General features: G+C 64.0%; 10 protein-coding genes and 1 pseudogene. 2 read left to right on the top strand and 9 right to left on the bottom strand.

From position 1 onward, the window contains the following. Positions 1-34: 34 nt before the first annotated feature. From HU750_RS13135 to HU750_RS13120, 4 genes are all read right to left on the bottom strand, one after another. Positions 35-952 (bottom strand): AEC family transporter, encoded by a 918-nt coding sequence (locus tag HU750_RS13135; protein WP_186680227.1) that lies wholly within the window; start codon positions 950-952, stop codon positions 35-37. 109 nt (positions 953-1,061) lie between these two features. Continuing rightward, positions 1,062-1,925: a LysR family transcriptional regulator gene (locus HU750_RS13130; RefSeq protein WP_085274271.1), complete on the bottom strand. Its 864-nt coding sequence runs from the start codon at positions 1,923-1,925 to the stop codon at positions 1,062-1,064. Positions 1,926-2,006: 81 nt separating this feature from the next. Continuing rightward, entirely contained in the window at positions 2,007-2,855 is an 849-nt protein-coding gene (locus HU750_RS13125; RefSeq protein WP_085274270.1) for an ABC transporter permease, read from the bottom strand. Next, on the bottom strand, positions 2,852-3,868 hold the full coding sequence (locus tag HU750_RS13120; protein ID WP_186680224.1) for an ABC transporter substrate-binding protein: 1,017 nt from the start codon (positions 3,866-3,868) through the stop codon (positions 2,852-2,854). Before HU750_RS13120 ends, HU750_RS13125 begins: the two co-directional genes overlap by 4 nt. A gap of 174 nt (positions 3,869-4,042) precedes the next feature. Between HU750_RS13120 and HU750_RS13115 the strand changes: the two genes are divergently transcribed. Further along, positions 4,043-5,959: a S8 family serine peptidase gene (locus tag HU750_RS13115; RefSeq protein WP_186680222.1), complete on the top strand. Its 1,917-nt coding sequence runs from the start codon at positions 4,043-4,045 to the stop codon at positions 5,957-5,959. Between the two features lie 32 nt (positions 5,960-5,991). On the opposite strand, the gene HU750_RS27570 is transcribed toward HU750_RS13115, so the two are convergent. Beyond that, positions 5,992-6,747, bottom strand: a complete 756-nt coding sequence (locus tag HU750_RS27570; protein ID WP_371097434.1) for a methyl-accepting chemotaxis protein — start codon at positions 6,745-6,747, stop codon at positions 5,992-5,994. 102 nt (positions 6,748-6,849) lie between these two features. Beyond that, positions 6,850-7,815, bottom strand: a pseudogene (locus HU750_RS27565) (methyl-accepting chemotaxis protein); the annotation flags it as partial. Positions 7,816-8,323: 508 nt separating this feature from the next. Here HU750_RS27565 and HU750_RS13105 point away from each other — a divergent pair. Continuing rightward, on the top strand, positions 8,324-9,643 hold the full coding sequence (locus tag HU750_RS13105; RefSeq protein WP_027593561.1) for a Na+/H+ antiporter family protein: 1,320 nt from the start codon (positions 8,324-8,326) through the stop codon (positions 9,641-9,643). Between the two features lie 13 nt (positions 9,644-9,656). Here HU750_RS13105 and HU750_RS13100 read toward each other — a convergent pair whose 3' ends face one another. From HU750_RS13100 to HU750_RS13090, 3 genes are all read right to left on the bottom strand, one after another. Continuing rightward, the gene (locus tag HU750_RS13100; protein ID WP_085274265.1) at positions 9,657-10,664 is read right to left on the bottom strand and encodes a FecR family protein; all 1,008 of its coding nucleotides are present in this window, start codon (positions 10,662-10,664) and stop codon (positions 9,657-9,659) included. Positions 10,665-10,834: 170 nt separating this feature from the next. Beyond that, a complete protein-coding gene (locus HU750_RS13095; RefSeq protein ID WP_186680217.1) occupies positions 10,835-12,604 on the bottom strand; it encodes an acyl-CoA dehydrogenase C-terminal domain-containing protein in 1,770 nt (589 codons plus the stop codon). Positions 12,605-12,745: 141 nt separating this feature from the next. Next, positions 12,746-14,368 (bottom strand): acyl-CoA synthetase, encoded by a 1,623-nt coding sequence (locus HU750_RS13090; protein WP_027593558.1) that lies wholly within the window; start codon positions 14,366-14,368, stop codon positions 12,746-12,748. Between the last annotated feature and the right edge of the window lie 11 nt (positions 14,369-14,379).

The following is a 14,379-nucleotide window of genomic DNA, read 5'->3' as shown; positions in this document are numbered from 1 at the left end:
GGCCGAGCTTCCGATCGCTGGGTTGATTCAGAGTCTAGCCAAGCGTAAGCATTAGCACCAAAGGAAGGGTTGCGGCGGCTACCACGGTCTGCAGAGCGATGATGGTGGCCATCAGCGGTGCGTTGCCGCCCATCTGCCGGGCCATCACATAGGACGAGGACGCCGTAGGCAAGGCCTGGAACAGCACGGCCACGACTGCCGCCTGCCCACCCAGGCCCAGCACACGGCACAGGCCCCAGGTAGTCAGCGGCATGACCAGGAACTTGAACGCCGAGGCGGCCATCAACGGGCGCACCTGGTGGCCGACGCTGGCACCGCCCAAGGCTGCGCCTACGCACAGCAGGCCCAAGGGCAGGGCGGCCTGGCCGAGCGCCTTGACCGTCGGTTCAAGCCCTGCCGGCAAGCCCAGCCCTGTGACCCGCAGCAGCAGGCCAGCCGCGCAGCCAACGATCAGCGGGTTGGCGAAGATCGCCCGCAGTACCGTGGCTGGTGAGCTGTGGCGTGCGCTGAAACGGGCGAACACCAGTACGCACAGCAGGTTGACCAAGGGTACGATGGCGGCGTTGGCAACGGCCGCCAAGGCAATGCCAGCACTGCCATAGATGCCCGCCGCCAGGGTTGCGCCGATGTAGTTGTTGAAGCGAATGCCACCCTGGAACACCGAGGTGAAATCGGCACCGTCATGGTTCACCGCGCCTTGGTAAAGCACCAGCAGCAGGGCGCCGAGCAGGGTCGACAGCATCAGCACTGCGACCATGCCCAGTATCGGTACCCCGTCGAGGTTGGCGGTGGCCAGGCCATGCAGGAACAGCGACGGTAGCAGCACGTAATAGCTCAGGCGTTCGGCACCGGGCCAGAAGGTTTCGGCCAGAAAGCCGCGCACACGCAGAAAGGTGCCCAGGGCAATCAGCAGGATGATGGGTAGCAGTGTGGTCAGCAGAAGGTGGAGCATGGTCGGCGTTCCGTCGTCGGGTACCGCTACAGACTACGGGGGCGCTTTGGTTTGTAAAAACGTTGTTTTCTTCAGTGACCGTTGAGAAAAACTGCACGGTTGCCGCGGTTCAGGCATCCAGGGCCGTCTTTAGCACCGCACTCAGGTGGCGCCGCTGGCTTTTCTCATGCTCCAGCAGCACCACCCGGCGCGTCAGTTGCGGCTCGCCAAACGGCAGGCAGGTTGCCGGCGGCAAGCGCTGCAGGTCCGCGTCGGCCATGGGGATGATGGCCACGCCCAGGCCCATCACCGCCATGCTGGCCAGGGCTTCCTGGCTGTCCAGCTCCATTTGTTCGCTGACTTGCAGGTGCTGGCGGCGCAGCTCCTGTTCGATTTGCCGTCCGGCCCAGGCGCGTTTGTCGAAGCGCAGAAACGGTTGGCTGGCCAGTAGCTCGGGCACGCTCTGGCCAGCCAGGTCGGGGCTGGCGATGGCCCAGAAGCGGTCAGCGAACAGCGGGGTGAAGACCAGGCTCTGCGGGTAGGGGCTGACCGGCTCGGTGGTGATCGCCGCATCGAGTTCGCCGTCTTCGACGCGCCGCGCCAATTCTGCCGACATGCCCGAGGCGACACTGATGTGCAACTGCGGGTGGTGGGTCTTGATCCACAGCAGGGCCTTGGGCAAGCGCCGGGCCAGCACCGTGTGGATCGCCCCCAGGCGTAAGCGGCCACGCAGGCTCGGGCCACTGGCCAAGGCATCAGCCAGCTCGTCATAGGCGCCGAGGATGCTCTCGGCGCGCGCAACCGCCAACTGCCCGGCTTCAGTCAGCACGACTTGCCGTCGGCTGCGGTCGAACAGGGTGACCTGCAGTTCGTCTTCGAGGGTCTTGATGTGCAGGCTCACGGCCGAAGGGGTGAGGCTGAGCAGGTCGGCGGCACGGGCGAAGGTGCCGTGGCGGGCGATGGTCACCAGGGTGCGCAGGGCTTTGAGGGACACGCGAAGGGGCTCCAGGGCTGAGCGGGCAGGCGTGCATTGTCAGTGCGGGGCCGGTCGCCGGCAAGCCGGCATCTGCGTACTTCAACGCCCCGTGCGCCCATACGCCTGGCTGATGCGGTCAATCACCATGGCCAGCGCCACGATCGCCAACCCCGCCTCGACGCCCTGGCCGACGTTAAGGGTCTGGATCCCCGCCAGCACATCCTCACCCAGCCCGCGGGCGCCAATCATCGAAGCCACCACCACCATCGACAACGCCATCATCACCGACTGGTTGAGCCCGGCCATGATGCTGGGCAGGGCCAGTGGCAGGGCGATGCGACGTAGCCGCTGCCAGCGGCTGGCACCCAGGCCGTGCGCAGCCTGCAACAAGGACGGGTCGATCTGCCGCAAGCCCAGTTCGGTCAGCCGCACCAGTGGCGGTAAGGCGTAGATCAGGGTGGCGAACACCGCTGGCACCTTGCCAAGGCCAAACAGCATCAGCACCGGGATCAGGTAGACGAAGGCCGGGAGTGTCTGCATCACATCCAGCACCGGCATCAACAGCCGTCGAGCCAGCGGGCGGGACGCCAGCAGAATGCCCAGCGGCACGCCGACCATCACGCACAAGCCCGTGCTGATCAGGACCAAGGCCAAGGTTTGCAACAGCTTGTCCCACAGCCCGAGCACACCGATCAAGGCCAGCAGGGCCACCATCATCAGGCTGCGCAACAGGCTGCGGCTGGCGTGCCAGGCGAGCAGCCCGACCACCAGCAACAGTGCCCACCAGGGCAACAGACGCAGCAGGTTTTCCAGCCCCACCAGCAGTTGCAGCAGTTGATCCGAGAGGCTGCGCAAGTGGTCGCCGTAGTTCAACACCAGCCAGTCGACTAGCTGGTTGACGCGACCCGCGAAGGAAAATTGCAGGGCTTCGGGAAAGCCGCCGCTCATAGGCTGCCCTCGACCTTGGCTGCGACCTGCGCAGGCAACCAGGCTTTCCACACATCGCGGTTATCGCGCAAAAAGGCGAGGGCAGCCTGGTTGGGCGAGATGCGCTTTTCGCTCATCTCGGCCAGGGCGCTGTTGAGCCGATCGATCGGTAGGTCGACTTTTTCGAACACCGCCACCAGGTCCGGGTAGCCTTCTTTGAACGCCTTGGAAACGCCAATCGACAATTTGGCTGGCAGTGACTGGCTACCTTGCGGGTTGGGGTTGCTGGCATCTGTCAGGGTGGCCCAGGCCTTTTCATTGAAGGGTGGCTCTTGCAAGCGGATCAGCTTGTAGCGCCCCATGAGCGGGGTTGGGTTCCAGTAATAGAACAGCACTGGCTGGCCGCGGCGGATGGACGAGCTGATCTCGGCATCCAGCGCTGCGCCAGAGCCACTGCGGAAGTTGTTGTACAGCGCATCCAGCCCATAGGCCTTGAGTTTTTGGCTGTTGACCGTCTCAGAAGTCCAGCCACTGGGGCTGTTGAGGAAGCGCCCTTTGTCCGGTATTTCAGGGTCCCTGAACACCTTGGGGTAACGCTTGAGGTCGTCGACACTGTGCAGGTCAGGTGCCAAGGGCTTGAGGTTGCGCGATGGGTCGCCCTGGATCACGTAGGCCGGCACCCACCAGCCTTCTTCAGCGTGCTTGACCGTGTCGCCTAGGGCGAACACCTGGCCGGCCTGCTCGGCCTTGATCCACGCGGGGCTACGCCCGGCCCATTCCTCGGCGATCACCTGCAGGTCGTTGCGGGCCAAGGCCACTTCCATGCTCACGGTGCTGCCGGGCAGTGTGTCGGTGGGGTAGCCGTAACCCCGTTCGACGATCAGGCGCAGGATCTCGGTGGTGAGTGCACCGCTTTCCCAACCAATTGCGCCAAAGTGAATCGGTGCGTTGCGTTCCGCTGAGGCGGCGCTGTCGGTGCTGGCCAAGCCAGCAGCCAGCAGCAGGCCGGCCAGCAGCGTTGGAATTCTCTTCATCGGGGCCTCCTCGGTAGCTGCTGAGTCAGTGCCGGCAAGTGTAGACGACCTCTTTGTCTGCTTTGCCTGGCGGGGGCAGGGAAGGCGCTCTCTCTGTGCTCCGTGGCGCGCGGTTGCAAGAGTGTGCGCTGCCATTTCGGCAGCCCATTTGGCCCACGGCGCGAGGCATTCCTGATGACCCTTGATTTGAGTTTTGTCTATTACCGCAACTTCTGTTTCGACGGAAAATTTCACGTTCGGTGCATGGGTGCAGACCTGCACAAAATCAGAAGCATTCGCTACGAGCTGGAGCGGGCCGGGCCTGAGGGTGCGGTTTCGTTCAGAGGCGTTTCGGTACAGTCACAGGCGCACAGTGGTCGCTTGAATGACCACGGATGCCCAGCCACGTTGATCGCCGAAGAAGCGGTAGGTGTCTACAGCATCCGGCCAAGGGTCGTCCTGCTAGATGAATATGCCCGGGCTGCGAACCGGCCTACCGGGGCTGCCGGGATCATTGACTTGCCGCCTTTGGTGCTCGAAATCAAGGCCGAGGAGTTGAACCGAAGCGTGCTCGAAAAAATACCGCTGCCGGCCGCGGGCGGGCGAGGCAAGCGTGAGGTGGACCAGAGCAGCCGCGAATACGAACCTCGTGAGCAGCCCGCGCAAAGCCTTGCGGCAGTAGCGCCAGGTGCCGCGTACCCCACGCTGGTTATCGCGTTCGAAGCGGGTGGCTACCAACGGCTGCTTGATGATCTGCAACCCGATTCAGGCTCGGTACTGGTTCGTTATTGGCCGAATCTGATTACCGTGCTTACCCCCCGGCCTGTTCTGGATGAGCAGGAGCAGCATGACGATCGGCTTCAGGCATTACGCACGTTCTGCTACCTGGAGCAGCCGCCGAGCATGCTCAACGACACTTACCTCGCACTGCTCAAGACCCTGGCCGCGCTGGAGTACGTGCAGTCCATGCACTTTCTGCAAGCCAGCGCTGAGCCAAACCTGATCTTGCTTGGCGCGGCGGCGGTGGTAGCCACGCTGTTGACCGGCACCGCCGTGGTGGCGGGCAATCGAGCCCACGAAAATGCCCAGCCCACGCCCGACTTCGAGCATCGCCAGCATTACCTCGACGCACCAGGGCCAAGATGGAAAGGATTGAACGTGCGCAAGGCCTGGGCCGGGGGGGTAACTGGGCGAGGCTCGCGGATCCATTTCAGTGACGGTGGGTTGTTTCCTGACCATGAAGACCTGCGGGACAATCCTGACCTGAAGATAGTCTCGCTAAAGCCAAACGATGACCCCAAGCACGGAACTGCGTCTGTGGGGGTCATTCTGGCGGCGCGCAATGGCCTCGGGGCTACGGGTGTCAGCCATGACAGCGAATTGTACCTCTACCACAACCGCTTGATGGACACTCACGGTAGCTATCAGGTGCTCAAAGACCTGCTGCGCAATGTTGAGCCAGGGGATATCGTCGCTATCAACCGTCAGACCGCGAACCCGTCCGTGCTGAGTACGATGTTGCCGTCCGTGCACGACAAGGCCTGGTGGACAGTGATGCAGCAACTGACCCAGCGAGGCGCCGTGGTGATCAATGCGGCTGCCAATGGCAGCAGTAAGACCTTGGCGCAAAAAGGGACCCAGGCTAGCCAGGGCGTCGATCTTGCCAATTGGCCCTACTTCAACGATTACGGCGATGCTGGGGTCATCTTGATTGGTGCTTGTCAATCGTACAGCGGCAAGCCCCACGCGTACTCCAACTACCGCTACCGCCATCGCATGCTCAACGCCTGGGGCGATAGCGTCGTGACGTTGTCCAGAGGCGACTTGCAGGACCTGCCCGGTGAAAACAGGGACTACTCCGAGAACTACGCCGGCACCTCCAGTGCAACTCCCATGGTGACGGGCGCACTTAGCCTGATCCAGTCGTATGCCATGGAGCACCATCACGTCTACCTGAATGCCGACCAGATGCACCTGCTGGTCATGGCGTCCGGATACGAAGACGCCACCGTGCCGGGTACCGATGTCCTGCCGATGGGGGCCAGGCCCAACGTGCACGGTGCGCTGGTGATGCTTGATCGCATACTCGGCAACGGCCGCTTCGAACCTTGAGGTGAGGCCGGCAAGCGCCGGCCTCTAACGCTTCAGACGCGGAACTGATCCATCAGCGCCTGTTGTTGATTGGCCAGGCTGTTGAGCGACTGGCTGACCCGCGCCGACTCGTTGGCTTGCCCTGACAGCGATTCGGTGACGTCGCGAATGGTTGCGACATTGCTGTTGATCTCTTCGGCCACCGCGCTTTGTTCTTCGGCGGCCGAAGCAATCTGCAGGTTCATGTCGGTGATCACCGTCACTGCCTGGCCGATGCGCTGCAGTGCAGTAACGGCCTGGCCGACCTGCTCCACGCCACCCTGGGCCTGGCGATGGCTGTTGTCCATGGCACCGACCACTTCGCGGGTACCGGCCTGCAAGGCCTCGATCACCTGGCGGGTTTCTTCCACCGACTCCTGGGTGCGCCGGGCGAGGTTGCGCACTTCATCGGCGACCACGGCAAAGCCACGGCCGGCCTCACCGGCGCGGGCGGCTTCGATGGCGGCGTTGAGTGCCAACAGGTTGGTCTGCTCTGCAATCGAGCGGATCACTTCCAGCACCGAGCCGATCTTCTCGCTGTTCTGCGCCAGGCCCTCGACTTCGGCCATGGCGTTGTTCATGTCGGCGGCCAAGGCATCGATGCTGTGGGTGGTGCGGTCGATCACGGCCAGGCCCTCGCGGGTGGCCTGGTCGGCCTCGCGGGCTGCCTGCGCAGCCTGGGCAGCGCTGCGGGCAACGTCCTGGGCGGTGGCGCTCATTTCGTGCGAGGCGGTCGCCACCTGGTCAACCTGGCGGTACTGCTGCTCCATGCCAGCGCTGGTCTCGCTGGCGATCGCCGAGGACTGGTCAGCCGTGCCACGGGCGGCCTGCACCGAACGTTTGACCTCGGCAATGGTGGGCTGCAACTTGTCGAGGAAGCGGTTGAACCAACCGGCCAACTCGCCCAGTTCGTCCTGCTTCTGGTAGGCCAGGCGGCGGGTCAGGTCACCTTCGCCACTGGCGATGTCCTTGAGCATCGCCGCCACGCCCAGAATCGGCCGGGTCACACCACGTGCCATCAGCCACACCAGCAGCAGGCCGGCGATTGCAGCGGCCAGGCCCAGGCCCAGCTCCAGCAAGGTGCCACTGGTGTTCAGTGTATCGAGTTCCTGTTTCAACGTTTCGGCGGGCCCGGTCAGGGCGTTTTCCGGCACGTCCAGAAGCACGCCCCAGGGCTGGGCGCCGGGGATCGGCTCGAAGGCCGCCAGCACCTTGAGGCGTTGCTGGTCGTGCAGGATGCTCAGCTTGCCCTCGGCCAGCTTGCGCACCAGTTCGGCGCCCTTTGCCGTGTCGACCTGGTCGAAGCGCTGAGCCAGCTTGCCGGCATCGGCGCTGTAACCGGCCAACAGGCCCGCCGGGCTGAGAATGCCCACGGTGGTGCGGCCTTCGTACAGGCTGCGGCTGGCGTTCTGGGTCAAGGCCTGCAGGCTGTTGAGGTTGATGTCGATCGACAGGGTGGCGATCACCTTGCCGTTGACGGCCAGGGGGAAGACGATGCTGGTCATCAGCACCCGCTGGCCATCGATGTCATAGAAGTAGGGCTCCACCACGCAGACCTTGCCGCTGCTGCGCGGGCACACCCACCACGTGTTCGCGGGCTGGCCGCTGGGGCCGATCTCGGTGTTGGCCATGTCATGCTCGGGCAGGGCCATGGCGGTCAGCTGACCGGCACGTGGTTGCGACCAGTACAGCGCGAAACGCCCGGTTTCGTTGCTGCCCAGCGCTGGCTTGGCGGTGAACAGGTTGTCCTTGTGGTCCAGGGCGTTGGGCTCGAACACCAGCGACATGCCGAGCAGGTCGGGGTTGGCCTGCAACGCGGCGCGCACTTGGCGGGTCATGTCCTCGCGCAGGTCGTAAGCGTCGAGAAAGCGCTTTTCAGCCTGCTCGCGCAGGAACAGCACCTGGCGGGCGAAGCCGGCGCCGTACTGATAGGCGTCCATGAATTGACGGCGAATGTTCAAGGCCTGCACTTCACCTTGCGACTCGATGCGCCCCTGGGCCGCATCGGTGAGCATCTGCATGCTGCTCGCCTTGACCAGGTCCGAGCTGTGGTCCATGCGGTACAGCGAAAGGCCGACGAGCAGGGTGACGATGCCGGCCAGGCACAGACCGGCGAGCAGGGTGATCTTCCACTGGATGGAAAGTTGTCGCAAAGGCATGGGGCGAATCCCTTGTAATAGTTCTGGCTGTCGACTGTGTCGGCCATCGCGCTTTTTTCTTTATTCAAACGTTCAATTTAAATTAAGGCGGGGCTGAGTAATGCGCCGCACCATGGCGCTTTTGACATCTGCCGCCCACTGCTTCAGAGTGCGCGCTTTTTTTCTGTCCTTATGAGGTAAGCCAACCATGAATGCAGTGATCGCCGCGGTCGGCATCATGCTGATACTCAGCCTGTCGCGGGTACACGTGGTCATCGCCCTGATCATTGGTGCCTTGGTCGGCGGCCTGGTCGGCGGCTTGGGCATCGAGGGCACGCTGAAGGCCTTCAATGGCGGACTGGGTGGCGGCGCCACCGTGGCATTGTCGTATGCGCTGCTGGGCGCCTTTGCCGTGGCCATCGCCAAGTCAGGGCTGGCGCACGCCCTGGCCGATCGGGCCTTGGCCATGATCGACCGCCAGGGCCATGCCAATGGCGGCAAAGTGAAGTGGATGATGATCGGCCTGATGCTGGTGGTGGCGGTGTCGTCGCAGAACATCCTGCCCATTCACATCGCCTTCATCCCGCTGCTGGTGCCGCCGCTGCTGTATGTGTTGACGCGTCTGCGCATCGACCGTCGGCTGATCGCCTGCGTGATCACCTTTGGCCTGATCACCCCGTACATGTTTCTGCCGGTGGGCTTTGGCAACATCTTCCTCAACGAAATCCTGTTGGCCAACGTCGCCCGCGCCGGGGTCGATGTGAGCGGCGTCAATGTCACCCATGCCATGGCCATTCCGGCGGCGGGCATGCTCGCCGGCCTGTTGCTGGCGGTGTTCTTCAGCTACCGCAAGAAGCGCGACTACGACCTGGCGCGTATCGAGCAGGTCGAGCAGGTCAGCGTGCAATACAACCCGTTGACCCTGATGGTCGCTGGCCTGGCGATCGCGGCGGCGTTTATCGTCCAGCTGTTGCTGGACTCGATGATCATTGGCGCCATGGTCGGGTTCCTGATCTTCTCGCTGTCGGGCATCGTGCGCTGGAAAGACACTGACGACCTGTTCACCGAAGGCATGAAGATGATGGCCATGATCGGCTTCATCATGATTGCAGCATCGGGTTTTGCCGACGTGATGAAGGCCACCGGCGAGGTCAAGAGCCTGGTCGAGACATCGGCGCAGTGGATCGACCACAGCAAGGGCGTTGGCGCCTTGCTCATGCTGCTGGTGGGATTGCTGGTGACCATGGGCATCGGCTCGTCGTTCTCCACCGTGCCGATTCTGGCCGCGATCTTCGTACCGCTGTGCGTGCAACTGGGCTTCGACCCCGTGGCCACGGTGTGCATCGTGGGTACCGCCGGGGCATTGGGGGATGCAGGTTCGCCCGCGTCGGACTCGACCTTGGGCCCGACCTCGGGCCTGAACGTGGACGGCCAGCACCACCACATCTGGGACACGGTGGTGCCGACCTTCATCCACTACAACCTGCCGCTGCTGGCGTTTGGCTGGTTGGCGGCGATGACGCTGTAAGGCGGGGAGGGCGTCAGCCCTTGTCGGGCGGCGGCGAGATCCTGTTGAGGACTGTGCTGCCGTCCTTGCTGCGGGTCAGGTAGACCGGCAGCACCTTGGGCAGGTTGTTGACCAGGCGCCCGACTTCGCGGGTGTTATAGATGCCGCTGATGCGGATCCGCCCGGTGCTGGCATCGGCCAGCAGCAGCGGGGCGTCGAGGTAGCGGTTGATCACTGGCAACGCCTGTTCCAGGCTCAGGTTATCGAGCACCAGCTTGCCATTGCGCCAAGCCAAGGCATTGCCGTAATCGTCGCTTTGCGCCAGTTGCGGCTCGAAATCGCCCTTGTGATAGCTGGCCTGCATCCCAGGGCCTAGGCGGTAGCCGCCGGCACTGCCGTCACTGGACACCAGCACCGAACCTTCCACCAAGGTGACCTTGACCTGGTCCTGGTACTTCCAGACGTTGAACTGGGTGCCGGTTACCCGGGTCTGGCCGCGGCCAGCGTGGACGATGAAGGGGTGCGCACTGTCGTGCTGGACCTTGAAGAACGCCTCGCCGCGCTTGAGGGTAACCTGGCGCTGGTCCTTGAAGTTGAGGTATGTCAGCTCGGTATTGAGGTTGAGCTGCACCGTGCTGCCGTCGCTCAGCTCTACTGTCTGCATCCGGTCGCTGGCTTCGAAGTGCTGGTAATGGTTGGGCAGCCAACCTTGTTCCCAGCCCATCCAGCCTGCCAATGGCAGTACCGCCAGGGCGATGGCCGCAGCCGAGGCCAGCGGGCGCCAGTTGCGCACGCGTGCGGCCTGGCGTGACGGCGGGTTGAAGTCGACCACGGTCGCGTTGCGCGGCAGCAGGTCGGCAGTCTGCCAGATTTCCAGCATCGCCTGGTATTCCTCAGCGTGCCGTGGGTCAGCCGCTAGCCAGCGGGCGAACGCCTCGCGCTCTGCCGCCGTGCAATCATCGGCGTGCAGGCGCATGCACCACTGCGCGGCGGCGTCGGTAATGGCATCGTCTGGGCTGGGATTGAGGCGGTCGTGATTCATTGCGGCTCCGGGTTTTGCGCATTCTACCCTTGCTAGAGGGTTCCCGAGAACCGAGGTAATGGCGAATGACTATCAGTTGTGCCGGTTTTTCGTCGGATTTGCAATGGAATTTCAGCGTTTGAGAACCCTTCGCGGGCAGTGCCTGGGGGCGCTTTACGCCCCCACGCTGATCAGAACTGTTCCGCGGTCAACCCGTACAGGCTCGCGCTGCCGGCCTGGATACTGGCTTCCAGCCCCAGGCTGCGTGGTAACACGCGCTGGAAGAAGAACGCTGCACACGCCAGTTTCGCCTCATGGAAGGCCGGGTCTTGTTCGCGCTTGGCCTGCGCCACGGCGGCCATGCGCGCCCACATGTAGGCGTAGGCGGTGAGGCCGAACAGGTGCAAATACTCCACGGCCACGCTGCTGACCAGGTTGGCGTCCTGGCTTGCGCGTGCCCGCAGCCAGGCGCTGGTGGCTTCCAGGCGCGCAACACTGGCTTGCAGGGCTTCGCGGTACAGTGGCGCGGCAACGCTGAAGGCGCGCACTTCGGCGGTGAAACTGGCCAGCGCCTGGCCACCGTCTGCCAGCACCTTGCGCCCGAGCAGGTCGAGGGCCTGGATGCCGTTGGTGCCCTCATAGATCTGTGCGATACGCACGTCGCGCACGCGTTGTTCCTGGCCCCATTCGCGGATGTAGCCATGGCCGCCATACACCTGCTGGCCGAGCACGCAGCTTTCCAGGCCATTGTCGGTGAAAAACGCCTTGGCCACGGGCGTCAGCAGTGCCACCAGACGCTGGGCATGTTCGCGTTCTCCGGCGTCTTCGGCATAGCGGGCCAGGTCCAGCTGTTGCCCCACGTAGGCCGCAAAGGCCCGGCCACCTTCGGTAAGCGTGCGCATGGTCAGCAGCATGCGCCGCACATCGCCATGCTGGATGATCGGGTCGGCCACCTTGTCCTTCGCCTGCGGGCCCGCGGCGGCACGGCTTTGCAGGCGTTCGTTGGCGTAGCGTGCGGCGCTCTGGTACGACGCTTCGGCGCAGCCGATACCCTGGATGCCAATGGACAGCCGCTCGTAGTTCATCATGGTGAACATGGCCGCCAGGCCCTTGTTCGCATCGCCGACCAGGTGGCCGATGGCGCCATCGAAGTTCATCACGCAGGTGGCCGAGGCTTTGATGCCCATCTTGTGCTCGATCGACCCGCACTGCACGGCGTTGCGTTCGCCCAGGCTGCCATCGGCATTGACGTGGTACTTAGGCACCAGGAATAGCGAGATGCCTTTAGCCCCCGCCGGTGCGTCCGGCAACTTGGCCAACACCAGGTGGACGATGTTCTCGGTCAGGTCCTGCTCGCCGCCGGTGATGAAAATCTTGCTGCCACTGATGCGGTAGCTGCCATCGGCCTGGGGTTCTGCGCGGGTGCGGATCAACCCCAGGTCAGTGCCGGCGTGGGGTTCGGTCAGGCACATGGTGCCGGCCCAACGGCCTTCATAGAGCGGCGGCAGGTAGGTGGCCTTGAGTGTTTCGCTCGCGTGGGCGTCGATTGCCAGGCAACTGCCGGCACTCAAGGCTGAATACAGGCTGAAACTGCAGTCGGCGGCGTAGAGCATTTCTTCGAACAGCACGCCCAGCATCTTCGGCATGCCCATGCCGCCATGCTCGGGGTTGCCGCCCAGGCCAACCCAGCCACCTTCCCGGTAGGTGCGCCAGGCGTCGCGAAAGCCATCCGGGGTGGTGACCTGGCCGGCTTCGAAGTGCACACCCTGCTCGTCACCGTTGCGGCTGAGCGGGGCGATCAGCTGGCTGGTGACCTTGGCCGCTTCTTCGAGGATGGCGTCGGCGGTGTCGGCGTCGATGCGCTCGGCCAGGGCAGGGAGGCGTGCCCACAGGGCAGGGCCCTGCAACACATCGTGGAGAATGAAGCGCATGTCGCGCAGTGGGGCGGTGTAGTGGGGCATCGTCGGCTCGAGGAAGTGAGTAATAGGTTGTCTGGCCGGGCCTCTTCGCGGGTAAACCCGCTCCCACCGGTTTAATGCAGTTCCCAAGAACGGCGCTGTTCTTGTGGGAGCGGGTTTACCCGCGAAGAGGCAGTTACAGCCTTAAAGGGCTTTGGCGCGGTCGCGCAGGACGTACTTCTGTATCTTGCCGGTGGAGGTCTTGGGCAGCTCGCCAAAAATCACGGTCTTCGGCACTTTGAACCCGGCCAAGTGCTCACGGCACCAGTGGGTGATGTCGGCTTCGCGGGTGTCTTCCCGGCCAGGCTTGAGTGCCACGAAGGCGCAGGGCGTTTCGCCCCATTTGTCGTCGGGGCGCGCCACCACGGCGGCTTCCAGCACCGCTGGGTGTTTGTAGAGGGCGTCTTCGACTTCGATGGTGGAGATGTTTTCGCCACCGGAAATGATGATGTCCTTGAGCCGGTCCTTGATCTCGACATAGCCATCGGCATGCCAGACTGCCAGGTCGCCAGTGTGGAACCAGCCGCCGCGGAAGGCTTCGGCCGTGGCCTCAGGGTTTTTCAGGTAACCCTTCATCACCGTGTTGCCGCGCATGAAGATCTCGCCCAGGGTGTTGCCGTCGCGCGGCACCGGGGCGAGGGTTTGCGGGTCGGCGACCATGAGGCCGTCGAGCGTCGGGTAGCGCACGCCCTGGCGGGACTTGATGCGCGCGCGCGCTTCCAGCGGCAGCGCGTCCCATTCCTCATGCCAGGCGCAGACCGTCACCGGGCCGTACACCTCGGTCAGGCCGTAGGTGTGGGTCACCTGAATGCCCATTTCTTCCACCGCGCCAATCACCTTGGCGGGTGGTGCGGCGCCTGCGACCATGGCCTGCACCGGGTGCTCGATGGCAGCTTTGGCGGCCTCAGGCATGTTGACCAGGGCGTTGAGCACGATGGGCGCGCCGCACAGATGGGTGACCCGGTGTTCGCGGATCAGGGTGAGGATCTTTTGCGGGTCGACCCGGCGCAGGAACACGTGGGTCCCGGCCAAGGCGGTGATGGTCCAGGGGTAGCACCAGCCGTTGCAGTGGAACATGGGCAGGGTCCACAGGTACACCGGGCGGTGGCCCATGGCCCAAGTCATCTGGTTGCCCAGCGCGTTGAGGTAGGCACCGCGATGGTGGTAGACCACGCCCTTGGGGTTGCCGGTGGTGCCGGAGGTGTAGTTGAGCGAAATGGCCTGCCATTCGTCATCGGGCCATTCCCAGGCAAATTCCGGGTCGCCCTCGGCCAGCAGGGCTTCGTAGTCAAGCGCGCTGACCGCGCGGCCTTCGCCGTACTCCGGGTCATCGACGTCGACCACCAGGGGCGGGTGTTCGAGCAAGGCCAGGGCGGCTTCGATGACCGTGTGGAACTCGCGATCGGTGATCAGCACCTTGGCCTCGCCGTGCTGCAGCATGAAGGCGATGGCTTCGGCGTCCAGGCGAACGTTGAGGGTGTTGAGCACTGCACCGGTCATGGGCACGCCGAAGTGCGCTTCGAGCATGGCCGGGGTGTTTGGCAGCATCACCGCGACCGTGTCGCCACGGCCGATGCCGCGCCCCACCAGGGCGCTGGCCAGGCGCCGGCAGCGTTGGTAGGTTTCCTGCCAGTTACGGCGGATGGCGCCATGGATGACAGCCGGGTAGTTGCCATACACCGCAGCGGTGCGTTCGATGAAGCTCAATGGGGTGAGGGCGACATGGTTGACGGCAGCGGGCATCAGGCCCTGGGCATAGATCGACATGCGGTAATCCT

This window comes from Pseudomonas sp. SWRI50, assembly GCF_014269095.1.
GTDB classification, from domain to species: domain Bacteria; phylum Pseudomonadota; class Gammaproteobacteria; order Pseudomonadales; family Pseudomonadaceae; genus Aquipseudomonas; species Aquipseudomonas kermanshahensis.
The sequence above is the reverse complement of the archived record's forward strand: the minus strand, read 5'-3'. Positions and strand labels throughout refer to the sequence as shown.